The 26,599-nt window shown below is 57.0% G+C and carries 20 protein-coding genes; 11 read left to right on the top strand and 9 right to left on the bottom strand.

From position 1 onward, the window contains the following. Positions 1 to 45 precede the first annotated feature (45 nt). The 3 genes from GYRE_RS05920 (at position 46) to GYRE_RS05910 (ending at position 3,019) form a co-directional block, all read left to right on the top strand. The gene (locus GYRE_RS05920) at positions 46 to 888 is read left to right on the top strand and encodes a 23S rRNA (adenine(2030)-N(6))-methyltransferase RlmJ (protein ID WP_038253770.1); all 843 of its coding nucleotides are present in this window, start codon (positions 46 to 48) and stop codon (positions 886 to 888) included. Positions 889 to 959: 71 nt separating this feature from the next. After that, positions 960 to 2,312 carry a glutathione-disulfide reductase gene (gene gorA, locus GYRE_RS05915; protein ID WP_006817644.1) on the top strand — a complete coding sequence of 451 codons (1,353 nt, stop codon included), beginning with the start codon at positions 960 to 962 and terminating at the stop codon, positions 2,310 to 2,312. 98 nt (positions 2,313 to 2,410) lie between these two features. After that, positions 2,411 to 3,019: a helix-turn-helix domain-containing protein gene (locus GYRE_RS05910; protein ID WP_038253767.1), complete on the top strand. Its 609-nt coding sequence runs from the start codon at positions 2,411 to 2,413 to the stop codon at positions 3,017 to 3,019. 54 nt (positions 3,020 to 3,073) lie between these two features. Here GYRE_RS05910 and rclA read toward each other — a convergent pair whose 3' ends face one another. Next, a complete protein-coding gene (gene rclA / locus GYRE_RS05905; RefSeq protein ID WP_038253764.1) occupies positions 3,074 to 4,399 on the bottom strand; it encodes a reactive chlorine resistance oxidoreductase RclA in 1,326 nt (441 codons plus the stop codon). A 195-nt stretch (positions 4,400 to 4,594) separates the two neighbouring features. Here rclA and rclR point away from each other — a divergent pair, with 195 nt between their 5' ends. Next, a complete protein-coding gene (gene rclR, locus GYRE_RS05900; protein WP_038253762.1) occupies positions 4,595 to 5,446 on the top strand; it encodes a reactive chlorine-specific transcriptional regulator RclR in 852 nt (283 codons plus the stop codon). Here rclR and GYRE_RS05895 read toward each other — a convergent pair. Genes GYRE_RS05895 through GYRE_RS05880 form a run of 4 tightly spaced genes read right to left on the bottom strand, consistent with a single transcriptional unit; the run spans position 5,427 to position 11,646 of the window. Then, positions 5,427 to 8,594 carry a CusA/CzcA family heavy metal efflux RND transporter gene (locus tag GYRE_RS05895; protein WP_038253759.1) on the bottom strand — a complete coding sequence of 1,056 codons (3,168 nt, stop codon included), beginning with the start codon at positions 8,592 to 8,594 and terminating at the stop codon, positions 5,427 to 5,429. The two genes, rclR and GYRE_RS05895, sit on opposite strands and share 20 nt — an antisense overlap. A gap of 10 nt (positions 8,595 to 8,604) precedes the next feature. Continuing rightward, entirely contained in the window at positions 8,605 to 9,873 is a 1,269-nt protein-coding gene (locus tag GYRE_RS05890; RefSeq protein WP_006817649.1) for an efflux RND transporter periplasmic adaptor subunit, read from the bottom strand. A 15-nt stretch (positions 9,874 to 9,888) separates the two neighbouring features. Beyond that, the gene (gene cusF, locus GYRE_RS05885) at positions 9,889 to 10,233 is read right to left on the bottom strand and encodes a cation efflux system protein CusF (protein ID WP_038253833.1); all 345 of its coding nucleotides are present in this window, start codon (positions 10,231 to 10,233) and stop codon (positions 9,889 to 9,891) included. 27 nt (positions 10,234 to 10,260) lie between these two features. After that, positions 10,261 to 11,646: an efflux transporter outer membrane subunit gene (locus GYRE_RS05880; RefSeq protein ID WP_038253756.1), complete on the bottom strand. Its 1,386-nt coding sequence runs from the start codon at positions 11,644 to 11,646 to the stop codon at positions 10,261 to 10,263. 173 nt (positions 11,647 to 11,819) lie between these two features. On the opposite strand from GYRE_RS05880, the gene GYRE_RS05875 reads away from it, so the two are divergent. The 3 genes from GYRE_RS05875 (at position 11,820) to GYRE_RS05865 (ending at position 14,264) form a co-directional block, all read left to right on the top strand. Beyond that, positions 11,820 to 12,503 (top strand): copper/silver response regulator transcription factor, encoded by a 684-nt coding sequence (locus GYRE_RS05875; RefSeq protein WP_006817652.1) that lies wholly within the window; start codon positions 11,820 to 11,822, stop codon positions 12,501 to 12,503. Further along, positions 12,493 to 13,944, top strand: a complete 1,452-nt coding sequence (locus tag GYRE_RS05870) for a Cu(+)/Ag(+) sensor histidine kinase (protein ID WP_038253753.1) — start codon at positions 12,493 to 12,495, stop codon at positions 13,942 to 13,944. Before GYRE_RS05875 ends, GYRE_RS05870 begins: the two co-directional genes overlap by 11 nt. A 95-nt stretch (positions 13,945 to 14,039) precedes the next feature. After that, entirely contained in the window at positions 14,040 to 14,264 is a 225-nt protein-coding gene (locus GYRE_RS05865; RefSeq protein ID WP_038253750.1) for a hypothetical protein, read from the top strand. Between the two features lie 4 nt (positions 14,265 to 14,268). Here the strand turns inward: GYRE_RS05865 and GYRE_RS05860 are convergent, their stop codons facing one another. Beyond that, the gene (locus GYRE_RS05860) at positions 14,269 to 16,359 is read right to left on the bottom strand and encodes a hypothetical protein (protein WP_038253747.1); all 2,091 of its coding nucleotides are present in this window, start codon (positions 16,357 to 16,359) and stop codon (positions 14,269 to 14,271) included. Positions 16,360 to 16,675: 316 nt separating this feature from the next. Between GYRE_RS05860 and GYRE_RS05855 the strand changes: the two genes are divergently transcribed. Then, positions 16,676 to 18,337, top strand: coding sequence for an alpha,alpha-trehalase (locus GYRE_RS05855; RefSeq protein ID WP_038253744.1), 1,662 nt, complete (start codon positions 16,676 to 16,678; stop codon positions 18,335 to 18,337). On the opposite strand, the gene GYRE_RS05850 is transcribed toward GYRE_RS05855, so the two are convergent. Together GYRE_RS05850 and GYRE_RS05845 are read right to left on the bottom strand one after the other, a co-directional pair. Beyond that, positions 18,334 to 19,905, bottom strand: coding sequence for an STY4199 family HEPN domain-containing protein (locus GYRE_RS05850; RefSeq protein WP_038253743.1), 1,572 nt, complete (start codon positions 19,903 to 19,905; stop codon positions 18,334 to 18,336). The genes GYRE_RS05855 and GYRE_RS05850 overlap by 4 nt on opposite strands. 180 nt (positions 19,906 to 20,085) lie before the next feature. Continuing rightward, on the bottom strand, positions 20,086 to 20,844 hold the full coding sequence (locus GYRE_RS05845) for an SDR family NAD(P)-dependent oxidoreductase (protein ID WP_006817660.1): 759 nt from the start codon (positions 20,842 to 20,844) through the stop codon (positions 20,086 to 20,088). Positions 20,845 to 20,963: 119 nt separating this feature from the next. Here GYRE_RS05845 and GYRE_RS05840 point away from each other — a divergent pair, with 119 nt between their 5' ends. The 3 genes from GYRE_RS05840 to GYRE_RS05830 all read left to right on the top strand — a co-directional run bounded on the left by GYRE_RS05840 (position 20,964) and on the right by GYRE_RS05830 (position 24,435). Then, on the top strand, positions 20,964 to 21,869 hold the full coding sequence (locus GYRE_RS05840) for a LysR family transcriptional regulator (protein ID WP_006817661.1): 906 nt from the start codon (positions 20,964 to 20,966) through the stop codon (positions 21,867 to 21,869). Between the two features lie 26 nt (positions 21,870 to 21,895). Continuing rightward, positions 21,896 to 22,840 (top strand): inner membrane protein YhjD, encoded by a 945-nt coding sequence (yhjD, locus tag GYRE_RS05835; protein WP_006817662.1) that lies wholly within the window; start codon positions 21,896 to 21,898, stop codon positions 22,838 to 22,840. A 272-nt stretch (positions 22,841 to 23,112) separates the two neighbouring features. Continuing rightward, a complete protein-coding gene (locus tag GYRE_RS05830; RefSeq protein ID WP_006817664.1) occupies positions 23,113 to 24,435 on the top strand; it encodes an MFS transporter in 1,323 nt (440 codons plus the stop codon). 53 nt (positions 24,436 to 24,488) lie between these two features. Here the strand turns inward: GYRE_RS05830 and GYRE_RS05825 are convergent, their stop codons facing one another. Next, positions 24,489 to 26,531, bottom strand: coding sequence for an AsmA family protein (locus tag GYRE_RS05825; protein WP_038253740.1), 2,043 nt, complete (start codon positions 26,529 to 26,531; stop codon positions 24,489 to 24,491). Positions 26,532 to 26,599: the final 68 nt, after the last annotated feature.

Genomic DNA, 26,599 nt, shown 5'->3' with positions numbered 1-26,599 from the left:
ACTGTGGCATCACTTTTTATTCAGTTCACCGGAACGCCTTAATCCATGCTCAGTTATCGCCACAGCTTCCACGCCGGCAACCACGCCGACGTCCTTAAACATACCGTTCAGAGCCTGATCATCGAAGCGCTGAAAGAGAAAGAGAAACCGTTCCTCTATCTCGACACCCACGCAGGCGCCGGACGCTATCAGCTGAGCGGCGAGCATGCAGAACGCACCGGTGAATACCTTGAAGGTATCGCCCGCGTCTGGCAGCAGGATGACCTGCCGACAGAGCTCGAGCCGTACATCGGCGTGGTGCAGCACTTCAACCGTAGCGGCCAGCTGCGCTACTACCCGGGCTCTCCGCTTATCGCCCGCCAGCTGCTGCGCGAGCAGGACAGCCTGCAGCTCACCGAGCTGCACCCAAGCGACTTCCCGCTGCTGCGCTCCGAGTTCCAGAAAGACGAACGGGCGCGCGTACAGAAAGCCGATGGCTATCAGCAGCTGAAAGCTAAACTGCCGCCGGTGTCGCGCCGTGGGCTTATCCTCATCGATCCACCGTACGAAATTAAAACCGACTATCAGGCCGTGGTCACCGGCATCAGCGAAGGCTACAAGCGCTTTGCGACCGGCACCTACGCCCTGTGGTATCCGGTGGTGATGCGCGCGCAGATTAAGCGCATGCTGAAAGAGCTCGAAGCCACCGGTATTCGTAAAATTCTGCAGATTGAGCTGGCGGTACGTCCGGACAGCGACCAGCGCGGTATGACTGCCTCCGGGATGATTGTTATCAACCCGCCGTGGAAGCTCGAACAACAGATGAACAACGTCCTGCCGTGGCTGCACCGCACCCTGGTACCGGCAGGCACCGGGCACACTCTGGTCAACTGGGTCGTGCCTGAGTAATCGCAGTCATAGGTGGAACCTTTTAAGTCACGCGCTACAATCGCGGCAATCAACGATTAAGGAAAAATGGTATGACTAAGCATTATGATTACATCGCCATTGGCGGCGGCAGCGGCGGCATTGCCTCAATCAACCGTGCAGCAATGTACGGTCAGAAATGCGCGCTGATTGAAGCCAAAGAGCTGGGCGGCACCTGCGTCAACGTCGGCTGTGTGCCGAAGAAAGTGATGTGGCACGCTGCGCAGATCCGCGAAGCTATTCATATGTATGGCCCGGATTACGGCTTCGATACCACCATTAATCACTTTGACTGGAACAAACTGGTCAGCAGCCGTAGCGCCTATATCGACCGTATCCACACCTCTTATGACAACGTGCTGGGTAAGAACAAGGTTGATGTCATCAAAGGCTTCGCCCGCTTTATCGATGCTAAAACCATCGAAGTGAACGGCGAAACCCTGACCGCTGACCATATCCTGATTGCCACCGGCGGTCGTCCGAGCCACCCGAACATTCCGGGCGTGGAATACGGTATTGATTCCGACGGTTTCTTCGCGCTGCCGGCGCTGCCGAAACGCGTTGCGGTGGTGGGTGCAGGTTACATCGCCGTTGAACTGGCGGGCGTGATTAACGGCCTGGGCGCTGAAACGCACCTGTTCGTGCGTAAACACGCGCCGCTGCGCTCGTTCGACCCGATGATTATCGAAACGCTGGTGGAAGTCATGGCCGCTGAAGGCCCGACGCTTCACACCCACGCGATCCCGAAAGCGGTGGTTAAGAACGCCGACGGCAGCCTGACGCTTGAGCTTGAAGATGGCCGCAGCCAGACCGTTGATAGTCTCATCTGGGCGATCGGCCGTGAACCTGCGAACGACAACATCAACCTGGCCGCTACCGGGGTGAAAACCAACGATAAAGGCTATATCGTCGTTGATAAGTTCCAGAACACCAGCGTACCGGGTATCTACGCCGTGGGCGATAACACCGGTGCCGTTGAACTGACGCCGGTCGCCGTTGCCGCTGGCCGTCGCCTCTCCGAGCGTCTGTTTAACAACAAGCCGGAAGAGCATCTGGACTACAGCAACATCCCGACCGTGGTCTTCAGCCATCCGCCGATTGGCACCATCGGCCTGAGCGAACCGCAGGCGCGTGAGCAGTATGGCGATGACGCCGTGAAAGTATACAAATCCTCCTTCACCGCTATGTACACCGCCGTCACCTCTCACCGTCAGCCGTGCCGGATGAAGCTGGTCTGCGTTGGCCCGGAAGAGAAAATCGTCGGTATCCACGGCATTGGCTTCGGCATGGACGAGATCCTGCAGGGCTTTGCGGTGGCACTGAAGATGGGCGCTACCAAGAAAGACTTCGACAACACCGTGGCGATTCACCCGACGGCGGCAGAAGAGTTTGTGACCATGCGCTAAGGGTTATTTCCCGCATGACCAAAGGCCAGCACATCTGCTGGCCTTATTCGTTTTTGTGAACTATTTTCTGAGAATATATCGGCGCACCGGAGAATCCCATGAGTTCAATGACCGTTGAACAGGCCGTGCTGACCATCGGAGATGCCATTATGGCCTCTCCCCATTCCCGCTTTTATCAGTTTAAAAAACACGACCGCCTGGGGCTCAAAAAGCTGAACAGCGTTGCCTTTTTTGTCTCCGGCAGCGTGTCGCTGTATCGTGAGTGCGACGATATTCTGAACGTGGATATTGAAGCGCCGTCTATTCTGGGACTCCCGATGATGTTAATTGAGGAGCAGACCCATTATATGCGCTGCAATGCGCCGTGTGAGTTCTGGATAATCAATACCGAAGATGCGCTGGCGCTATTTGATGAAAAGAACCTGTGGAAATTACTGTTCATCGTTATTGCCCGCCATATGTATAACTCGTTTTTGCGCGACAGCCGCATTGCAACACCAAATACCACCGAGGTGGTGGATAAGCATCTGCGTTATATCTGGGAAATGCCGCCGGAAGTCAGAAAAACGGTGTCTATTTATTCGTTTATTCTTAAGCGGGTGCAGATATCCCGATCGGCAATTCATATTGCGGTCAAAACGCTGAGCGAGGCGGGGAAAATTGAGGTTCAGCGGGCACGCCTTATTCGTTATAACGACCCGCGTTAGCGCATAAAAAAGCCCTGCACGGGCAGGGCAAAAGTGACAAAAGGCAAACTATCGTTATTTTATGAGGGTAAACAGGTCATTCAGCGATTCACTCATCGTCGGGTGAGTGAAGATCTGGTCACGTAGCACCGTGTACGGGAGCCCCGCGTCCATCACCGTTTTCACGATATTAATCATTTCATGCGACTCGGCGCACAGCAGCGTCACGCCAAGAATTTTCCGGGTATTGCTGTCCACGATAGCTTTCAGGACGCCGCGAGTATCGTTGATAACCCTGGCGCGTGGGATAGCCGCCACCGGCATCGTCACCACCTGAATCTCCGCCCCGCTGGCACGCGCCTGCGCTTCGCTCATCCCGATGCGGGAAAGCGGCGGCGTCATGAAGACCGAGTACGGCACGTTCTGCCGATCCCCGGTGTGGCGTAAACCTTCGCCCAGCAGGTTGTCACGGACAATGCGATAGTCGTCGAGCGACATATAGGTGAACTGCAGCCCGCCGGTCACATCCCCCATTGCCCAGATGTTTTCCGCCGAGGTGCGCAGGTAGCGGTTCACCACGATGGCGCCACGTTCGTTCACCTCAACGCCGGCCTTTTGCAGCTGCAGCGATTCGGTCGCCGGTTTACGCCCGGAGGCCACCAGCAGCGCATCCGCCGTGTGCTCGCCCTCTGCGGTATGCAGCACGACGGCGCCATCGGCAGACGATACCGCCGAAACCTGAGCGTTAAGGATAAGCTCCACGCCTTCATCTTTCAGAATGGTCGCAACGGCTCCCGCGATATCGCGGTCTTCGCGCGGCAGGAACTCTCCTGCGGCTTCAAAAATAGTCACTTTGCTACCAAAGCGGGCAAACATGGCGGCAAATTCAACGCCGATATAACCGCCGCCAAGGATCCCCAGCCGCGCTGGCAGCCCGGTCAGGTTCAGCAGGCCGGTGCTGTCGAACACGCCCGGAGTGGTTTTCAGACCGGGAATATTCGGGAACACCGACCGGGCGCCGGTATTGATAAAAATCTTCTCGCCATACAGCTCCCGCTCGTCTTGCGCCTGCACGACCCTCACGGTATGCGCATCAACAAACTCCGCCCGACCGTTAATCACATCCACGTTGTCGAGATCGGCCAGGTTGTGGAAGTTTTTATCGCGCAGGAAACCGACCACCGCCGATTTCCGCTGCATCGCGCTGGCGAAATCGCGCTGTTCTTCGGCGTCGTGCACCAGCGTTTTGGTAGGAATACAGCCGATGTTGATACAGGTACCGCCATACATGGTGTCCGACTGTTCAATCATCGCCACCTTCCAGCCCGCTTTCGCCAGCGTCGCCGCCAGGGTTTTACCCGCTTTACCAAAACCAATAATGATTGCCTGATAGTGATTCATGTTCGTTCTCCGCCCGTCAGTGTTCGGCTTCTGTCATGGGCTTAAGTATGGGTCGAAATCGTGCACCCGTTGTTATCCGCAACACTTCATTTTCTGTCTTATCGTCTCACCATGACATAGAGGGAGTTTTCAGATTGGCTCTATTAATGACACTATGAGGTAAACTGAACGCACAATACTGCTCTGGAATCTTTTATGGATACACTCAGCCACCTGATCATGCTTAATGCCCCGCAGGGGTCGATTGATAAGAATTGTCTGCTCAACGGCGACTGGCATTTACCGCATGCGGCGGGTGAGCTTTCGGTGGTTCGCTGGCACACCGTGACGCAGGGGGCAGCATGGCTCGATATGCCCTCCGGCGACGCCCTGGCGCTGCACCCGGCAACGGTAATTTTTTTGCCGCACAACTCAGCACACCGCCTGCGCCAGCAGGGAGATATTGATACCCACATCGTCTGCGGCAGCCTGCGTTTTCCAACGTCGGCCCGCTATTTTCTGACAGCATTACCGGAAGTGCTGATGCTGGTACCGCAGCACAATAGTCCGCCGTTCCACTGGTTGCTGAGCGCCATTGCTCTGTTACAGGATGATGCGCTAAGCGGTTTGCCCGGTCTTTCCGCACTTTGCAGCCAGCAGTGCGCCACCATGATGACGCTGGCGCTGCGGGACTGGCTGCGACATACGCAACAGCAACACCTGCTGAACCTGCTGCTGCACCCGCGTCTTGGGAAAGTGATACAAACGATGCTGGCGTCACCGGCGTTGCCCTGGACGGTGGAAAGCCTCGCGCAGGAGGTGCACATGTCGCGCGCCAGCTTTGCGCGGCTGTTCCGGGAAGTCTCCGGTACCACGCCGCTGGCGGTGCTGGCAGCGTTGCGTTTACAAATGGCCGCCCAGTCGCTGGCTCGCGAGCGGGCGGCGGTGGCGAGCATCGCCGAAGCGGCGGGTTACGCCAGCGAATCCTCCTTCCATAAGGCCTTCGCCCGGGAGTTTGGCTGCTCGCCGGGCGAATACCGCAGGCGGGTTAATGCTCTGGCGCAGTAACGACCTGTTTTGCCTGGCGGTGGCGGTACAACCACATCAGCTTATAGGCCGCCGGAATGATAAACAGCGACAGCAGCGGCGCGGTGATCATCCCGCCAATCATCGGTGCGGCAATGCGGCTCATCACTTCTGAACCCGCGCCGGTACCCAGCAGGATCGGCAGCAGACCGGCGATAATCACCGCCACGGTCATCGCCTTTGGTCGTACACGCAGCACCGCACCGTGGTACAGCGCTTCATCAAGCTTTTCAACGCTGAAAGTCTGCGGGTTTTCCAGGGACGGCTCGGCTTCAATGGCATGACGTAAATACATCAGCATCACCACGCCAAACTCCGCCGCCACCCCCGCCAGGGCGATAAAACCGGTGCCGGTCGCCACCGACAGGTGGAACCCCATCCAGTAGAGGAACCAGATCCCGCCCACCAGGGCAAAGGGGACGCTGGTGATGATAAGCAGCGCCTCACCCACCCGGCGGAACGCCAGATACAGCAGGACGAAGATAATCATCAGCGTCATCGGCACCATCAGTTTCAGCTTCTGGTTAGCCCGCTCCAGCAGTTCAAACTGACCGGAGAACGCGACGCTGGTACCTGGCTTCATCTGTACCTTCTCAGCAATCGCCGTTTTCAGGTCGTTCACCACCGAGACCATGTCACGATCGCGGGAGTCGATGTAAATCCAGCTGGTCGGGCGCGCACTTTCGGTTTTCAGCATCGATGGACCGGTCACCACCTTAATCTCCGCCACGTCACCCAGCGTTATCTGCTGCTTCATCGGCGTCAGGATCGGCAGCTGGCGCAGCGCCTGTGGACTGTCGCGATAGCTTTGCGGATAGCGAATATTGATAGGGTAGCGTTCAATGCCTTCTACCGTTTCGCCAACCATCGCCCCACCGATGGCGGAAGTGATGAACAACTGCACGTCGCCCACCGTCATGCCGTAGCGCGCCGCCTTCTCGCGGCTGATATCGATATTCAGATAGCGTCCACCGATCAGACGTTCGGCAAGCGCCGAGGCCACGCCCGGTACGGTTCTTGCCACCCCTTCAATCTGCTCAGCGATGTTGTCGATATCCGCCAGATTGGTGCCGATAACTTTAATACCGATGGGGCTTTTGATCCCGGTCGAGAGCATGTCGATACGGTTACGAATGGGCGGCACCCACAGGTTCGCCAGCCCCGGCAGGCGCACGGTTTTGTCGAGCTCGGCGATGATTTTGTCCATCGTCATGCCCGGTCGCCACTGGTTCTGCGGCTTGAGCTGGATGGTAGTTTCCACCATTTCCAGCGGCGCCGAATCGGTCGCCGTTTCCGCTTTACCGGTTTTACCGAACACCCGCGCCACTTCCGGCACCGTCATAATCAGCTTGTCGGTTTTCTGCAGCATATCCGCCGCCTGCGCCGCGGAAATTCCCGGCAGCGTCGAAGGCATATACAGCAGATCGCCCTCGTTAATCTGCGGGAGAAACTCGCCGCCGACCTTGCTTACCGGCCAGGCGATGGTCAGAATCGACAGCGCCGCCACCAGCAGAGTGGTTTTCGGCCAGTGCAGCACTTTCAGCAGCAGTGGATGATAAATACGGATCAGGAAGCGGTTGAGCGGATTGCGATTTTCCGGCGGAATTTTGCCACGGATCCAGTAGCCCATCAGAATAGGGATCACCACGATCGCCAGCAGCGCCGCCCCCGCCATCGACCAGGTTTTGGTGAAGGCCAGCGGGCCAAACAGCCGCCCTTCCTGCCCCTCGAGGGTGAAGATCGGAATAAACGACAGCGTGATAATCAGCAGACTGATAAACAACGCCGGACCGACTTCTACCGAGGCCTGGGTAATGACCTGCCAGCGGGTGTTGTTATCCAACTTTTCATCCGGGTGCTGATGCTCCCACTCTTCGATCCGCTTGTGGGCGTTCTCTATCATTACAATGGCGGCATCGACCATCGCCCCCACGGCAATCGCAATACCGCCAAGGGACATAATGTTGGCGTTAAGCCCCTGAAAATGCATCACGATAAAGGCGAAACAGAGCCCGAGCGGCAGCGAGATAATCGCCACCAGCGCCGAGCGCACGTGCCAGAGAAACAGCGCACAGACCAGCGCCACCACGATAAATTCTTCCAGCAGTTTGTAGCTGAGGTTATCTATCGCCCGGTCAATCAGCTGGCTGCGGTCATAGGTGGTGACCACTTCCACCCCTTGCGGCAGGCTGCCTTTCAGGGTGTCGAGTTTGGCTTTTACCGCCGAAATGACTTCGCGCGCGTTTTTTCCGGAGCGCAGGATAACCACCCCGCCCGCCACTTCACCTTCGCCGTTGAGCTCTGCGATCCCCCGGCGCATCTCCGGGCCCAGCTGCACGCGGGCGACGTTGCGCAGATACACCGGTACGCCGTTGGCTTCGGTTTTCAGCACAATGTTGTTAAAGTCGTCGAGGGTTTGCAGATAGCCGCTGCCGCGCACCATATACTCCGCCTCGGAAAGCTCAACGGAGGAACCACCGGCCTCCTGGTTTGAGGCATTAAGCGCAGATTTCACCTCAGCAAGGGTAATGCCGTACTGGGTGAGACGCTTGGGATCTATCACCACCTGGTACTCTTTCACGACCCCACCCACCGAGGCAACTTCCGCCACGTTCGGGATAGTTTTCAGCTCATATTTTAAGAACCAGTCCTGCAACGAACGCAGCTCCGCCAGGTCGTGCTTACCGCTTTTATCGACCAGCGCGTATTCGAAAATCCAGCCCACGCCGGTGGCGTCTGGCCCCATCTCAGCGCTGACGCCCGCCGGCAGCTTGCTCTGCACCTGATTGAGGTACTCCAGCACACGAGAACGCGCCCAGTACAGGTCGGTACCGTCTTCAAAAATCACGTACACATAGGAATCACCAAACTGGGAAAATCCGCGCACGGTTTTCGCGCCCGGCACCGACAGCATGGTGGTGGTGATAGGGTAAGTGACCTGGTTTTCAACAATTTGCGGAGCCTGGCCCGGATAGCTGGTTTTGATAATCACCTGCACATCCGAGAGATCCGGCAGGGCATCAACCGGCGTATTCACAATGGTCCAGGTACCCCAGACGCTCAAGAACAGCGCGCCTATCAGCACCAGAAAACGGTTGGCCACCGAGCGGCGAATAATCCATTCAATCATCGTCGTCGCCTCAGTGCGCGTGCGCCGTTGGGGCCGCTTTCTCCTGCTGGCGCATTCTGTCCAGCGCGCCGGAGATATTGGCTTCAGAATCAATCAGGAACAGGCCGCTGGAGACCACTTTCTCTCCCTCAGCAAGGCCGTGACTGATTGCCGTCAGGCCCTGGGATTCCTGGAACACAGAGACGGCTTTCGGCACGAAGCGCCCGTTCGCATCCACGGTAATGACTCGCTGCTCGCTGCCGGTATCAATCAGCGCCTTCGACGGGATAAGCAACATCGGTTCGCTGCTGGCGTTAAGGCTCAGCCACGCGTTCATCCCGGGTTTCAGGGATTCATCCGGGTTCGCCACCTGCACGCGAACCTGCAGAGTGCGGGTTGCCGCATCAGCACTTGGCAGCACCTGCCATTTCCCGAGGGCTAGTTTTTTCCCCGGCCAGGCCGGAACGCTAACACCGAGCTGCGAGGCATCTTTAATCAACCAGGCGATAGATTCCGGCACCGCCGCGCTTATCCATACCGGATCCATCCCCTGAATTTTGGCAACCACGTTGTCCTTCGCGACGTTCATGCCGGTACGCAGATCGAACGCGGTGATCACCCCGTCGATAGGCGCCTTGAGGGTGAAGCGGGTCTGGATTTTGCGTGTTGATTTCATCCGCTGGATGTCCTCTTCCGGCATACCCGCCAGCCGCAGACGCTCAAGGATCCCCTCGACCTGCGTCGCCGTCCCGCCGGTTTCCTGCAGCAGCAGATATTCGCTCTGCGCTTCAACCCAGTCCGGAATGGTGAGATCGATAAGCGGCGTGCCTTTCTTCACCTTATCGCCCACCGTCAGCGGATAGACCTTATTGATAAAACCATCGGCACGCGCCTGCACAATCACAAACTGGTACTCGTTAAAGCTGACGTTTGCCGGGAAAGTCTGGGACCATTTCAGTTCGCCGCGGCTTACCGCCTCGGTTTTGACGCCGAGGTTCTGGGTTTGCGTCGGGTCGATGCGCACGCCGGGAGCAGACTCTCCACCGGCGCTGTCATCGGCATACTTCGGCACCAGGTCCATATCCATAAACGGCGATTTCCCCGGCTTGTCAAAGCGGGTATTGGGGTACATCGGGTCGTACCAGAACAGCACTTTACGCGCGTTCTCCCCGGCCGGTTTCGCCGTATCCGTCGAAGCTTCGGCTGGGGTGAAATAACGATACCCCCCGACCGCCACGACGCCCCCTACCAGCATTGCGCCAACGATAAGAGCCGAATTTTTGAGAGTGAAAGACGCCATATTATTTCCCAATGATTACTGGCTGATACGGATATCCCGCAGCAGAGAGAGGCTTCCCTGCTGAACAAAATCAAAAGCTACTTTGTCGCCCACCTTAATGTCGCCGGGCTGGTTCGGGTCAGTGATGGTGAAGCGCATGGTCATCGGCGGCCAGTTCACCGCCGGGATCGCTTCATGGGCGATAGTCATTTTCTTTTCGGCAAGGTCGATACCTTTCACTACGCCAATGCCGCTAATCACCTGCTCCTGCTGCATGCCGGGCATGTCGTGCATCATCTCCCCCTGCTGCTCATTGGCCTGGGCGCTGAAGGCACCGAGGGATAACAGGGAAAAAAGGGCGGCTGTTGCGATGTTTTTCATCATGGTGACTCCTGTAATTGCAATGAGTTACTCAATCCAACCGCCGCCCAGTGCGGTGAACAATTTGATTTCGTTCACCTGGCGGGCGTAGTTGAGGTCGAGGAGGGTTTGTCGGGTAGAAAACAGCGAACGTTCGGCATCGAGGACTTCGATATAGCTGACAGCTCCGTGCTGATAGAGCGCCTGCGCACGCTGCAGGGTGATTTGTAACGACGTGAGGTAACGCTGCTGGGCGCTAATCTGGTCGGCAATGCTGCTGCGCAACGCCAGCGCATCGGCCACTTCTTTAAACGCGGTCTGAATTTTTTGCTCGTAGGTCACCACCGACTGCTGCTGGCGGATCTCTGCTAAATCTAAATTGCTCTGATTCCGTCCGGCGTTGAAAATCGGCAGCTCGACCTTAGGAATAAAATTCCACATCCCGCTACCGGCGCTGAACAGACTCGAAAGATCGGTACTGCTGCTGGAGAGCGAACTGGTCAGAGTGATAGAGGGGAAAAACGCCGCCCGGGCCGCGCCGATATCAGCATTTGCTGCCATCAGGCCGTGCTCCGCTTCCATGATGTCCGGGCGCTGGAGCAGAATTTGCGAGGGCAGCGCAGGCGGTAGCGTGACGCTTGCGATATCGCCATCGCTGCGCACTGCATCGTTTGGCAGCGTTTCATAGGTGCCAAGCAGCAGCTGCAGCGCATTGTTGGCCTGCGCCAGCTCACCTTCCCGCTTCGCAATATCACTGCGGGTACTTTCAATCACCCCGCGAGCCTGCTCCAGTGCCAGCACGGTCGTGCTGCCGGTCAGCAGCTGCTTTTCAACAAACGCGTAGGAGCGCTGGTAGTTCGCCAGCGTCTCTTGAGCAATGGCGAGCTGGCTGGCGGCAAGGCGCTGGTTGAAATAGCTTTGCGAGACGTTAGAAACCAGCAGGATATGCACCGCACGGCGCGCCTCTTCGCTGGCAAAGAATTTCTGCCGGTCCGATTCGCTCATGTTTTTCAGGCGGCCAAAGAAATCGAGATCAAAGCTCAGGTTCAGCCCGGCGTCATACTCCTTCGAGGTGGAGGTATCCCCTTTTAACTTGCCGCTCCAGGTACCGCTGGTTTCGGCGTTCAGCTGCGGATAGCGATCGGCATCGGTCACGTTGTACTGCGCCCGCGCCTCCTGCACCTTGAGCGTCGCCATTTGCAGGTCACGGTTGGTCAAAAGCGCCTTACCGATGAGCATTTTCACCTGCGGATCGACAAAAAACGTCCGCCAGCCGGTGTCCTGGTAGCCCGACGTCGCCGGCACCATTTTGTTCTGGCTCAGAGAAAACTGTTGGGGAACCGGTAAATTCGGGCGCTGATAGTCCGGCGCCAGCGAGAGGCATCCGGTCAGTAAAAACACAGCGCTGAGAGGGGCAAGCTTCAGATTCGGCATAATAATTTTCGTCCGGTAAGACGGAAAAAAGGAATTAATATGCCCTGTACCTTAACCAGCCGTGCCTGTTTCTCGGGTGACAGGAAAATGACAAAGTTGTCATTTAACCAATAAGCGATTGCGCTGTTAGCGGGCTTAATTAGAATTGAAGGCCTGACAATGAGGAGGCGCAGATGAAAATTCTGGTAGTCGAAGATGAGGTGAAAACCGGCGAATATCTCGCAAAAGGGCTCACTGAAGCGGGTTTTGTGGTGGATCTGACAGACAATGGTCTGAACGGCTATCACCAGGCGATGACCGCCGAATATGACCTCATCATCCTCGACATCATGCTGCCCGACGTCAACGGCTGGGACATTGTCAGAATGCTGCGTGCGGCGAAAAAAAGCATGCCGATCCTGCTGCTAACCGCGCTCGGCACCATCGAGCAGCGCGTAAAGGGGCTGGAGCTTGGCGCTGACGATTACCTGGTAAAACCCTTCGCCTTTGCCGAACTACTGGCCCGGGTGCGCACCCTGCTGCGTCGCGGCACCCCGGTGATTGCCGAGAGCCAGTTCCAGGTAGCCGATCTCACTCTCGATCTGGTGAGCCGCCGGGTCACCCGCAGCGGCACCCGCATTACCCTGACCAGCAAAGAGTTTACCCTGCTGGAGTTTTTCCTCCGCCACCAGGGAGAAGTGCTGCCGCGCTCGCTGATCGCCTCACAGGTGTGGGATATGAATTTCGACAGCGACACCAACGTTATCGACGTGGCGGTAAAGCGTCTGCGCGGCAAGATCGATAACGATTTTGAGCCGAAGCTGCTGCAAACCGTACGTGGCGTCGGCTACGTGCTTGAGGTGCCGGATGGAGACTAATCAGCCCCGCCGCCCCTTTTCGTTGGCGACGCGCCTGACCTTTTTCATCAGTCTTGCCACCATTGCCGCCTTCTTCGTCTTCGCTTCGGTGATGATAGAGTCGGTGAAAACCCACTTCGCCGAACGCGATATTATCGATTTAAAGCAGCTTAGCGCCGCGCTCGATAACGTTCTGAAAAACACCGATGAACCGGAGTCCAGCCGCCTCGATACCATCAAGAAGATCATGGCGGGCTACGACAACGTCTTTATTTATCTTGAAGATGGCGAGCATAAAGAGGTGTTTCACACCCCCGGCGGGCCGGACCTGAGTCATATTCTGGCAACCGCCCCGGATGCCGACGCTATGCGCAAAGGTGGGGTGATGGTGTGGAAAGATCCCGCGCCGCAGAAAATTATGCATCACAACGGGGAAGTCAGCAGCAACTCCTGGCGGGTGATCATGCTGCCGGTGGGTAAAGCCGCCGACGGCGGGCCTGCGTACTGCCTGCTGATGGCGCTTTCTATCGATTTTCACCTGCACTATCTCAATGATCTGAAAAAGAACCTGTTACTCACCGCTTCAGCCATCAGCATCATCATCATTCTCATCGTTCTGCTGGCGGTGTTCCAGGGACATAAACCGATTCGTAGCGTCAGCCGACGCATCCAGAACATCACCTTTAAAAATCTCGACGTGCGCCTGAACCCGCACGATGTGCCGATTGAGCTCGAGCGGCTGGTGATGTCGTTTAATCAGATGATTAGCCGGATGGAGGATGTCTTTACCCGCCAGTCCAACTTCTCCTCCGATATTGCCCATGAAATTCGCACCCCTATCACCAACCTGGTGACGCAAACCGAGATTGCCCTCAGCGCGCCGCGCAGCCAGAAAGAGCTCGAAGATGTGCTCTATTCCAATCTCGAAGAGTTTTCCCGGCTGTCGAAAATGGTCAGCGATATGCTGTTCCTGGCTCAGGCCGACAACAATCTGCTGGTGCCCGAGAAGCGGGAGCTGAACCTCAACGAAGAAGTCCGCAAAGTCTTTGATTACTTTGAAGCCTGGGCGGAAGAGAACGAGGTGGCGTTGCACCTGGAAGGCCGCGAGTGCTACGTGAATGGTGATGCCGGTATGCTGCGGCGGGCGGTGAGTAACCTGGTATCCAACGCCATTCGCTACACGCCGCGCGGGCAAACGGTGTGCGTTTACGTAAAAGAGGTCGGTACGCAGGTGAAAATCGTGGTCGAGAACCCGGGTACGCCTATCGCTAAAGAACATCTGCCGCGCCTGTTCGATCGTTTCTACCGCGTGGACCCTTCCCGCCAGCGTAAAAGCGAGGGCAGCGGTATTGGTCTGGCGATTGTGAAATCCATTATGACCGCCCACCACGGCAGCGTGAACGTCGCCTCTGACAGCCTCTCCACCCGTTTCACCCTGGCGCTGCCGGGGCGTGGGGAATAATGACATCATCGTCATGATGCCGTCACGCTGCAGACCCTGCCGGGCTTTTATCATTGGCTCCAGTAAGTCGTTATTAACCACTGGAGCATCACCTTATGAAAAAAACCATTCTCGCTTTAACGCTCGCTTCCGCTTTCATCGCCGGCACCGCTAACGCTGCCAGCCACGATCAAGCCACGCAGAAAACGATCGCTGAACCCTTCTCACAGATGAACGAGCACGAACAGGCAGCCGTCGCCCATTCATTCAGCAAAAACGGCCAGGCGTTTGCCCACGAGTCGCAGATGGCGAATCATATGAAACAGGCGGCAAAGCAGTAGTGCATTACGTTTTATCCTGATAGCAGTAGCTAAGGAACTCGGGGGTGTTGCTGGTTTTATCATACTTCAGCGTGTCACCCTCGGGGGTCAGCAGCACCTGGAATGACATCCCTGGAAAGCCGTGAAAAACCACCGTTAACGCCAGTGCAGGTGCGGTGGTCCCTTTTTGTTTATCTGTCACTACCACCCTTTCAGAAGCAATCACCTGACTCATTCGCCAGCGCTGTGCCAGATCGGATTTAAGGGCGCTGATGGTCTCTGCGGGTATATCCTCTTTCTTGTAGCCATAGAGGATACGGTAGGTACGATCGCGTAAGACAGAAGCGCTATCAGACTGCAGCTGCGAGTTCAGGCTCAGCGCACAATGCAGCAGAACAGGCGGGGAGAAATTAAGCGACGCACCTGTTCTTATCGTCGCGACGGTGAAGTCTATTTTCAGCACATCATCGTTAGCCTGCTCCTGGGTTTCAACATGCTGCCAGCGGTTATTTTGCACCTGAGGAATGACAATCAGCGGCGACGACTGGCTGCTCAGGCGAACAATCAGCGGGGTCAGCATCGTCGTGTCTGCCGTCATCTGTACGGGTAGCGCTCGCGTTTCTGGCTGCGGTGCTGCCGCGTTTCGGCGCCAGAGCTTCAGTATTGGCGGCTGCTTCGCCGGTTTATCGCTCTCCACCCGCTTAAGGTCTGCCTCAGACCACGCCATTGCCATCAGCACGCTGTGCCCCGCGTTGTCGGTGCGCACCAGCGAAAGCGGTTCATCGGTCTCTTTTACATTTAACGCAAATCGCTGTATGTCCTCGCTATGATTATTCCCCAACCGCTGACGAGCGACGGTAACGTAGTTTTGATAGTTATCGCCGCTGTCATCATCGCCAAAGGTTCCATTTTTGTTTAGCGGTACTCCGCGAGCAAATACCCACGCCCAGGTCGCCTGCCCCGTGGCATCTTTCTCCAGTAGCATGTCATGGGACAGGAAACGGTAGGAATTACGAATACTTACCGCCGGGCCGTTGAGCGGGTAGTCGGTCATCGTCATCTTAGGATTCAACAACGCCTTCTGAACGATTTTGGTCGCTACGATGTCTTTCTTTTCCCCCGTCGTTCCACGATGCGTCAACGATACCATCACCGGTTTTCCTTCCACGATGGCCAGTTTATTCACCGAGGCGTCAGTACCAGAGCCACAATCTCCGGAACAGGGCGTCAGGGTAAGCGCTGAGCGATCGGCACCAGATCTCCAGCCAAAACGCACCAGTTCGACGCTGGTATCACCAAACCCGTCGCGAGCGAGCGCCACCAGCGAACCTGGAGAAGTCGGGAGTTTACTCTCATCATCGGCCATACCGGTTAGCACCGGCGGAGTCGCAAGTCTGGCGTCTGGGATCGGGACATATTCTGACGAGGGTCGTCTGTTTGTCGCCAGCGGCCGCATCCGCACAAGATTGCGGTTGAAATGAAAAGCACGTACCCCGTAGTCATCATTCGGAGAAGCAACGATCCCCTCCGGTATCGCCCGCCCAACCACGTAGTCGTTCGCCCTGACCGGCATGGGGTCGTATTCAAAATAGATTGAGCGGCTGCGGTCATGGTACGAGCCAGCGCCTCCCAGCGAAACGCCCAGCAGCACCGCTTTCGCCTCTTTTTCGCAGCCCTGATACATCGTCCGCACATCCGTCAGCGGACCCCCTTTCTGGTTATTCAACTGGCGACACAGGCGAAACGCCGACTGCTGCAACTGGGTATCGCAGTCCGCCTGGGTATAACCGTAGGTGGCATAACCATGGCGATAGCAGAGGTCATGCATCACGCAGGCCTGGCGAAAGCGCAGCGAAATATCAGAACTTCCTGCGCTGTGCTTGAAGGCAAGTTTGTCCGCAAGAGAAGGAATGGAGCAATTCAACCCCGCCGCCTGACCGCCCAGAATGGCCTCCGTTGCAGCAGAGGAGGGATAGGTGGTGAACGTCACCGGGGCCTCGGTCTCTTCAGGCTGGGCCAGATCCGGATAGACCTTCTGCGCCAACCCTCCCACCATGGTGTGGCAGCCCACAACAAACACCAGCAGACCGATGACGCCACACAGCAGCAGTACCATGCCGCACCGTTTACAACATCTCTGGGACCAGCGCATTCTCACGGGCATAGTCTTTCCTGTTTACCAATTGTATTAACAGAAAAAAGCGAGGATAAAGCGGAACGGCGATATTGAAATGATCGTAGTTGAGGTAATGAGAACTGAGAATATCGCACCGCGAAATAAACCAGCCTCTGCGGAGCCGCCAGGTGTTTTACCGCCGAATGTTCTGAATTTCCGCGAATCATTAGTCTGTTCTGCGCAACACCGAAGCGAGTGTCTACGCTTAAAGGATGCTCATTTTTGTGACAACGATAGCGCGGAGGTCTGAATCGTGATGTCCCGACAGAATATACGCAGCGAAGACGTCGAGCCCATTTCCATTGAGGTGGAGGTCCGCTACGAGGCCGACCCTTATGAACTAAAACTGGAAGAGATGATCGAGGCCGAGCCGGAGCCGGAAACTATTGAAGGGCTTCCCGCTTCGGACGCCCTGACACCCGCCGATCGCTACCTTGAGCTGTTCGAGCACGTACAGTCGTCACAGCTGTTCCCCGACAGCAAAACCTTCCCTGACTGCGCGCCAAAAATGGATCCGCTCGATATTCTCATCCGCTATCGCAAAATCAAACGGCACCCCAACTTTAACCTGCAGCAGTTCGTGGAAAACCACTTCTGGCTACCGGAAACCCATGCCAACGAGTATCTGACCGACCCGAATAATTCGCTGAAAGAACATATCGATAACCTGTGGCCGGTGCTGACCCGCGAACCGCAGGACCACATTGCATGGTCGTCGCTGCTGGCGCTGCCGCAATCCTATATCGTTCCGGGAGGGCGCTTTGGCGAAGCCTACTACTGGGATTCCTATTTCACCATGCTGGGGCTGGCAGAAAGCGGGCGCGAGGACCTGCTGAAATGCATGGCGGATAACTTCGCGTGGATGATTGAGCGCTACGGTCATATTCCTAATGGCAACCGCACCTACTACCTGAGCCGCTCGCAGCCACCGGTGTTTGCCCTGATGGTGGAGCTTTTTGAAGAGGATGGCGTACGCGGTGCGCGGCGCTATCTTGAGCATCTGAAGCTTGAATACAGCTTCTGGATGGACGGCGCCGAATCACTTATCCCCAACCAGGCATACCGCCACGTGGTACGCCTGCCCGACGGTTCCCTGCTTAACCGCTACTGGGACGATCGCGATACCCCACGCGATGAGTCCTGGCGCGAGGATGTGGAGACTGCCCGCCATTCCGGGCGGCCGCCTAACGAGGTGTATCGCGATCTGCGCGCCGGAGCGGCCTCGGGCTGGGATTACTCCTCCCGCTGGCTACGGGATATCACCCGGCTTGCCAGCATCCGCACTACCCAGTTTATTCCCATCGATTTGAATGCCTTTCTGTTCAAACTGGAAAACACGATTGCCAATATCTCCGCCCTCAACGGTGACCGGCAGAGCGAAACCCTGTTCCGCCAGAAGGCCAGCCAGCGCTGGGCGGCGGTGACGCGCTATTTGTGGGACGATGAGGCAGGCTGTTTTCGCGATTACGACTGGCGCCGCGAGGAAATGGCGCTCTTCTCAGCCGCCAGTATTGCCGCATTGTACGTCGGCATGGCTTCACATGAGCAGGCAGACAGCCTCGCCGATGCGGTACGTGCCCGGCTGCTGACGCCGGGGGGGATCCTGGCGACCGAATACGAAAGCGGAGAGCAGTGGGATGCGCCAAACGGCTGGGCGCCGCTGCAGTGGATGGCGGTGCAGGGTTTCAAAATGTACGGTCACGACGCCCTCGCCGACGAGATTGCCGTGAGCTGGCTGCAAACCGTGAATCAGGTCTACCAGACGCAGCACAAAATTGTCGAAAAATACCACATTGCCACCAACACGCCGCGCGAGGGCGGCGGTGGTGAGTATCCTCTGCAGGATGGCTTCGGCTGGACCAACGGCGTCGTCAGGCGGCTGATTGGTTTATACGGCGAGCCGAAGTCAGCGGATTAACGCAGCGCCGCCCCGATATCCTGCTGAATGCGCAGCCATTTCTTATTCTGCGCATTCGGTTCCGCCTGATAGCGCTGCTGAGCCTGCTCCAGGGAGTGTTGCTGATGCTCCACCACTACCGGCGAAGTACAGAAACGCTGCAGATAGCTTTTGCGCAGCGAGGTCATGGCTTCACCGCTGGAAAGCGCATGGCTCACGGTGGTGATAAAACGGCGGCAGGGTTTGGGTTCATCCATTTGCAGGCTGTAGTTAAGCAGCAGGCCCAGCACCGTTTCGCTGTTGGCCGCCAGCGCCTGTTCGGTCCACGCCAGCTGCCAGTTCATGCCCCCTTGTAAAAAAAGCTGGGTGACTTTGCCGTCGTTGCGGTCGATGGCGGCTCGCAGACTCAGCGGATCCCAGGTCACGCCCATCTGGCTGAGCTTCTCACGCGGCGACGGTGTATCGCGTTCCGGCGCGGCAGGCGCCTCGGCGACCTGCACCCGCTCCGGCGGCGGCGCATCGGGCAGCGTGCTGAATAGCCATACCGCCACGCCCATCATCACCAGTACTACCGCGCCAACCACGCCCCACAGCAGGCTTGAGATCAGCTGATCACGCTGCTCAGGAGTGCGTTTCGGCTGGCGGCGCGGCTGCTCGATATTGTCACGCAGCGGCGACGGATCTTCCGTTGCCTGCTGCCAGTATTGCGCCAGCTCGTCGTTGTCCACCGTCAGGAAACTGGCCGGGTTCACCCGCGCGCGTCCCTGCTCAAAGGCCCGCTGTACCGGAGCACTGATTTGCTGACCGTAGGCCGAGAGCAGCGCCATGCCCGCGGGCGTTAGCCGTCCGCCATTGGCGAGCGTGTTATGTAGCTGGCGACAGTGCTCCAGGAACGTCTGCAGGGTGATACGCGGATCCACCATATAGGTGAGCGAGGAGCCTGCATTAAACAGGGTGGCGTAATGGCGGGAGAACTCTTTTTTATCAATAAGCAGCAGTGCAAGCTCGCTGAACGGCATACCGCTCAGAATATCGCCGGACTGGCTTTCGGCCAGCCAGCGTCGCACTTTGTCAGCACCAAACTGGAGCTTGAGATGGTTGTTCAGCCCCAGCGCATCAGGCCATGCCTGCGCCACCAGCGCTTTCATGGTGCACTCCAGTGCCCTGAGCTGCCGCTGCGCCTGCTGCTGTTGCTCATCGCTGTCTTCATTAAGGCGGGTGTCATACGTCAGCAGCGGCTGTTTCTCGCGCAGCATTTCCAGAGTTGCCAGAAAACGTAGCGCAGCAATATGCTGGTTTTCATTCACATTCTGCCCGCGCTCATACTCCGGCACCCGCTGCTGCAGATGACGAAGGCGCAACGTGAACTCACTCAATTCGCCGTCGTTGAGGTTCAGGCGCTTCGCTACCTGGGCCCAATCGCCAAGGTTCAGCCTGGCCTGTTCAAGCTGTTGCAGGAACCAGCGCGGATCTTTTCCCTCCGCCACGTGGATCTTCAGCAACTGGAGGATGTCAGCCGACGCAAGGCGGGTAATCGTCAGGCTGTGTTCAAATTGTTCGACCATTTGATGCGAGGCTGTTTGCATCATCCATTCCCTTACCGTACGACAAAAAAGGAGCCAGTTTTAGTTAAGTTTTCTTTTAAATTCTGGATACTTACAGGTTATACCAGATTATGCCGGCTAACCGTGATCGCGATATGAAGCAGGAAGGAAAAACGAGGAAAAAACGGTGAGGCTGGCCTTCATATGAAGGCCAGTTCGCGAGATTTAGAGGAACATACCACCGGAGACCTCAATGCGCTGGGCGTTCATCCAGCCGAGCTCGTCGCTGAGCAGTGCCGCAATCGCGTCGCCAATGTCGTCCGGCAGCCCAACGCGACCAAGCGCGGTCTGGGAGGCAATAAAATGATTCACCTGTTCGTTATCACGTACCTGCCCGCCGCCAAAGTCGGTTTCAATCGCCCCGGGGGCAATGATATTGACCGAAATCTTACGCGCGCCCAGCTCTTTTGCCTGGTAGCGCGTCAGCACCTCCATCGCACCTTTCATCGCCGCATAGGCGGCGTAACCCGGCAGCGCAAAGCGGGCAAGTCCGGACGAAACATTGAGGATACGCCCCCCGTCGTTCAGCAAGGGCAGCAGACGCTGGGTCAGGAAGAACGGCCCCTTGAACTGAATACCCAGCAGCTCATCAAACTGCGCTTCGGTGGTTTCGGCGAAGGGTGCATTAATGCCGATCCCGGCGTTGTTCACTAAATAATCAAAGGTGTCACGTCCCCAGGTATGCTTCAGCTGCTGTTTCACTTCCTGAGCGAAGCCGTCGAAGCTTGCGGTATCCGCGACATTCAGCGCTAATGCCACCGCTTTCACGCCATTACGCTCAATATCGCGTACCACTTCCTGGGCGGCCTGGGCGTTGCTGTGCCAGGTGAAAATAATATGAATTCCTTTCGCTGCCAGCTTCAGCACCGCGTTTTTCCCTAGTCCCCGGCTGCCACCCGTCACTAATGCAATACGTTCAGTCATAAGAAACCTCGTCTCTGCAATAAAGTACAATGAGAAAGAGCTTATTAGGTGCGAATAAAACAATAAATGTAGTAATTTACGTATCACTGTTTCAAATACATCAATAATCAGGGCTGGCGATGGATAAAATTCACGCAATGCAATTGTTTCTGCGCGTGGCAGAACTGGAGAGCTTTTCCCGCGCCGCCGATACCCTGGGCCTTCCTAAAGGTAGCGTATCGCGCCAGATCCAGGCGCTGGAAAACCAGCTTGGAGTACGACTGCTGCACCGCACCACCCGCCGGGTGCAGCTGACGCAGGACGGCATGGTGTATTACGAACGGGCAAAGGACCTGCTCAGTAACCTTGAGGAGCTGGACGGCATGTTCCAGCACGACCCAACCAGCATCAGCGGCAGGCTGCGCGTGGATATGCCGGTTGGGGTAGCAAAGAATCTGGTGATCCCCCGCCTGCCCGCCTTCCTGCAGCAATATCCCGGGATTGAGCTTGAACTCAGCAGCAGCGATCGGCTGGTCGACGTCATTCGAGAAGGCTTCGACTGCGTAGTGCGCGTCGGCACCCTGAAAGACTCCGGCCTTATCGCCCGCCCGCTGGGGAAACTTTCGGTGATTAACTGCGCCAGCCCGCAGTATCTGGAACGATTTGGTTATCCGGAAACCCTCGACGATCTCACCGGCCACGCCTTAGTGCATTACGCGGTGAATATCGGCGTTCGCCCGCCGGGATTTGAAGTGCTCATCAACGGCGCGACGCAGTGGATCAACACCGGCGGCGTACTGACGGTGAACAGCACCGAGACCTATCAGGCCGCCTGCCTCGCCGGAGTGGGGATTATTCAGGTGCCGCGCATCGGGGTACGCGATGCGCTGCGTAACGGCACGCTGGTCGAGATCCTGCCGCAGTACCGCGCCGCGCCGATGCCGGTTTCTATTATTTATCCTCATCGCCGCAACCTCTCCCGCCGGGTACACCTGTTTATGGAGTGGCTGACCGAGGTGATGAAGGAGTATGTCGACAAAGGGTAAAGCTAACAGGCTATACTCTGTGTCTGATGTACAAAGTAAGGAATAACAATATGATGACGCTGAAAAAAGTCACCGGAATTGCCGGAAAAGTTCAGCGCCAGCCGGTGATAGCTCACCTGTTGCGTGCCGCCGAACGCTTTAACGACCGCCTTGGCAATCAGTTTGGTGCGGCAATTACCTACTTCTCGTTCCTGTCGATGATCCCCATTCTGATGGTCTCGTTTGCCGCCGGTGGTTTTATTCTTGCCTCGCATCCGACGCTTTTGCAGGACATCTTCGACAAGATTCTGCAGAACGTCAGCGACCCAACCCTTGCCTCCACGCTGAAGAACACCATTAACACCGCCGTACAGCAGCGCACCACCGTCGGCCTCGTCGGGCTGCTGATTGCGCTCTATTCCGGCATTAACTGGATGGGAAATCTGCGTGAGGCGATCCGTGCTCAGTCGCGCGACGTCTGGGAGCGTACGCCGCAGGACCAGGAAAAACTCTGGGTTAAGTACTTCCGCGATTTTATCTCGCTCATCGGGTTGCTGGTGGCGCTGATTGTTACCCTCTCTATCACTTCGGTGTCGGGGGCCGCCCAGCATATGATTATTTCAGCGCTGTATCTCGACGGGATTGAGTGGCTGAAACCCGCGTGGCGACTGGTGGGGCTTGCCATCTCTATTTTCGCTAACTACTTGCTGTTCTTCTGGATTTTCTGGCGCCTGCCACGCCACCGCCCGCGCCGTAAGGCGCTTATTCGCGGCACCTTCATTGCGGCAATTGGTTTTGAGGTGATTAAAATTATCATGACCTGGACGCTGCCTGCGTTGGTGAAATCGCCTTCCGGCGCGGCCTTTGGCTCGGTGCTGGGTCTGATGGCCTTCTTCTACTTCTTCGCCCGCCTGACCCTGTTCTGCGCGGCGTGGATAGCGACTGCCGAATATAAAGACGATCGCCGCATGCCGGGGAAAACCCACGACTAACTGCATCATTCGGGCTGGGGAAACGGAAAACTTCAGCCCGACTCATCATTTCAGCATATAAATCCAGCCTGTAACTTTTATTTAACCGATAACTGGTTTTATCATCCAGATTTGAATTTATGTGAAGCATTTCATAGAAGTGAAATCGCAGGTGTAAAAATTATCCGCTTTTTGCTGATTTTATGACCAGATCGCCACCTTGTTACAGATTGAAATGTCGCTTTTGCTGTGCGTAATATGGCCGTTCGTTCGCTAAAAAATAAGAAAAATTTATGCAAGCTACCGCCACAACGCTCGATAACGAACACGACATCGCCCCGGTTAACTCGCGCAATAAAGTCGTCGTTGCTTCACTCATTGGCACCGCCATTGAGTTCTTCGATTTCTATATTTACGCCACCGCCGCGGTTATCGTGTTTCCTCACATCTTCTTCCCGCAGGGTGATCCGGCGGCGGCCACGCTGCAGTCGCTTGCCACCTTCGCCATCGCCTTCGTCGCGCGCCCTATCGGCTCCGCGCTGTTCGGCCACTTCGGTGACCGCGTGGGGCGCAAAGTAACCCTGGTCGCCTCACTCCTGACGATGGGGATTTCAACGGTGGTCATCGGTCTGCTGCCGAGCTATGAGACGATTGGTCTGCTGGCACCGATGCTGCTGGCGCTGGCGCGCTTCGGGCAGGGCCTGGGACTCGGTGGTGAGTGGGGTGGTGCGGCGCTGCTGGCTACCGAAAACGCGCCGCCGCGCAAACGTGCATTGTATGGCTCATTCCCGCAGCTGGGCGCGCCGATCGGCTTCTTCTTTGCCAACGGGACTTTCCTGCTGCTCTCGTGGCTGCTCACCGACGAGCAGTTCATGACCTGGGGCTGGCGCGTGCCGTTTATCTTCTCCGCCGTGCTGGTCATCATCGGGCTTTACGTGCGCGTGTCGCTGCATGAGACCCCGGTATTTGCCAAAGTGGCGGCAGCGAAAAAACAGGTGAAAGTCCCGCTGGGTACGCTGCTCAGCAAACATCTGCGGGTGACCATTCTCGGTACCTTCATCATGCTTGCGACCTATACGCTGTTCTATATCATGACCGTTTATTCAATGACCTACAGCACTGCGGCAGTACCGCACGGGCTGGGCCTCCCGCGTAATGAAGTGCTGTGGATGCTGATGATGGCGGTGATTGGTTTTGGCGTGATGGTGCCGATTGCGGGCGTCCTTGCTGATAAATTTGGCCGCCGGGCCAGCATGATCACCATCACCACGCTTATTATCCTGTTTGCCCTGTTCCTGTTCCAGCCGCTGCTGGGCTCGGGCAATCCGGCGCTGATTTTCGTCTTCCTGCTGGTGGGTCTTAGCCTGATGGGTCTCACCTTCGGGCCGATGGGCGCGCTGTTGCCGGAGCTGTTCCCGACCGAAGTGCGCTATACCGGCGCGTCGTTCTCCTACAACGTGGCGTCTATCCTCGGGGCCTCCGTGGCACCCTACATCGCCGCCTGGCTGCAGGGGACTTATGGCCTGCTCTACGTTGGCGTGTATCTGGCGGCGATGGCGGTGCTGACGCTGATTGCGCTGCTGATGACCCACGAGACGCGCCACCAGTCGCTGTAATCACGAGTGCCGGATACGGTGTATACACCTTATCCGGCCTGCGTACCCCCCAATCACTTCTTCATCTGCGACAAAATGCTCTGGCACTGATTGGTGTCGCTCTCTGAAGGCGAGATCAGCGCCAGCAGCGCCGCCGCAGGCGTAACCAACGTGGCCAGCGCAGCGGCAACCGCACCGCGGGCAATCAGCGGCCCCACCTTCACACCAGCCTGTGGATATTTGAAACTTCCCCGCACGTACAGCGGCGATCGCAGGGTGATCACGCGGATCCCTTTGCTCTCCGGATCGATAGTCAGATCCAGCTGCTCGCTGGCGAAGCTGGCGGTGCCGGTAACGTTGATGATGGCATTTTCGGTGTCGAAGGCGAAAATCTGCGGTCGCGCGACGCCGTTGGCGATATCGAGATTCGCCGCCGCGCAGTTCACCCGTATTTCGTCATCGCCAAAGATCTGCCCGATGATAAAGTTACCAACGTTAAGCCCCAGAATCTCCATCAGGTTGCGGCTCACCAGCCCATCGTTCATCAGCAGTTTCAGGTTACCGTTGCTGGAACCAAGCAGTGCGGCGACCGAGTTGCCGCTGCCGCGCAAGGTGGCGTCACCGTTCATTTCACCCAGCGTTTTTTGCATCAGCTCCACGTCTGGCATCAGTTCTTTGAGCTTCAGCCGCCGCGCCTGAATCTCCGCGCGCCCCTGCATCGGTTTTTTGTCGCCTTCAAGATGAATATTTGACGAAATCGTCCCACCCGCGAGGCCAAACTTCAGCGGCTGCAGGCGCAGATCGCCGTTGCTGAGGATAAGATGGGTTGAGAGATCGCTGATGGGCAGCGTGCTGCCGTGCTCGATGCGCCGCCCTTTGAAGCGCACATCAGCATCCATCACGTTCCACTTATCGGTTTCAAAGCGCTCATGCGGCAGCACTCTTCCGGCTGGCTGTGGCTCTTTGTTCACCGCAGACACCTTCGTGCCTTTGCCGGAGTTCACCCCGATGAGTGGGCCTAGGTCCACAAGCCGCAGCTGGCGCGACTCGAGATCGCCTTCCAGTTTTGGCCGTGGCTTACCGGTGGTATAAGTCAGCGAGCCGTGAATATCGCTGTCGCCAATACGGCCATTAAAGTCGCGGTAGTGGAAGGTCGACCCCTTTTCAGGATCAAGCTTCGCCACCAGATGGCCATCGGTGGCGAACGGTGGGGTTTCCGGAAGCAGCACGCCGGTCAGGTCATACAGCTGTCCCAGCGAATCGCCAGAAAACTTGAGCCGCAGATTGATCGCGCCGAGGTTCAGCGGGTCATTGACGGTGCCGGTCAGCGCGACCTGAGTATTGCCGGAGCGGAAATCTATCTGCAACGGGAACGGCGTACCGTCGCTACGCAGCGCCAGCATACCGCCAATTTTACCGCTACCGCTGAGCGGCTGGCCCTTGTAGCGCCCTTTTGCTTTCAGGCCAAACACGTAGTCGCCGGCTTTCGCGCCATCGCCCTTCTCTTTACTGCCCGTCACTTCGCTGAAAGGTAGCGGTTTGCCAAGGGGATCGACCAGGATCTCCACGTCGGCGCGGGTCACTTTGTCGTCGATGGTTATCTTGCCACGATCGAACAACACTTCATCAAGCCGAAATGACCATGCAGAGGGTTGCGCATTGGTGTCGTGGTTGTCTGCAGAGGCCAGCTGGAAGGTCCAGTTATTACGCTTCTCAGAGAGTCGAATCAGTCGTACATCGGGCTGAACCAGTTTGATCCACGGCAGATACAGCGTTTTGCTTAGCAGCGATAATGGCGCGAGGGTCGCCTCAACGCGCGGCAGGTGCACCATTGTGAGTGGCGGGAGGTCCGGCGGGTTGCCGAGCATAATGTCGTCGGCGTGCACATGTGGCCAGGGAACCCAACTGCGCCACCCGGTTTCCCCCGTCTGACGTTCCCAGACCACACCCAAATCGCCGCGAATGGCGAAGGGACGGTTTAATTCGGCAGACACTTTCTGATTGATGGTGGGCTTCAGCCGGTTCCAGTCAAAGGTCGCAAGGGCGATGCAGAACAGTACGATGAGTAGCAAAATCGCACCGGAAATCAGGGCAATGGCTTTACGCGTTCTCGTCATGCAGGATCCACTCCTTTCTGGCCTCACCTTGTCTGACTATAGTTGAGGCGAGCAGAACCTGCGGCAAA

The organism is Yokenella regensburgei ATCC 49455 (genome assembly GCF_000735455.1).
Lineage (GTDB): Bacteria > Pseudomonadota > Gammaproteobacteria > Enterobacterales > Enterobacteriaceae > Yokenella > Yokenella regensburgei.
The sequence above is the reverse complement of the archived record's forward strand: the minus strand, read 5'-3'. Positions and strand labels throughout refer to the sequence as shown.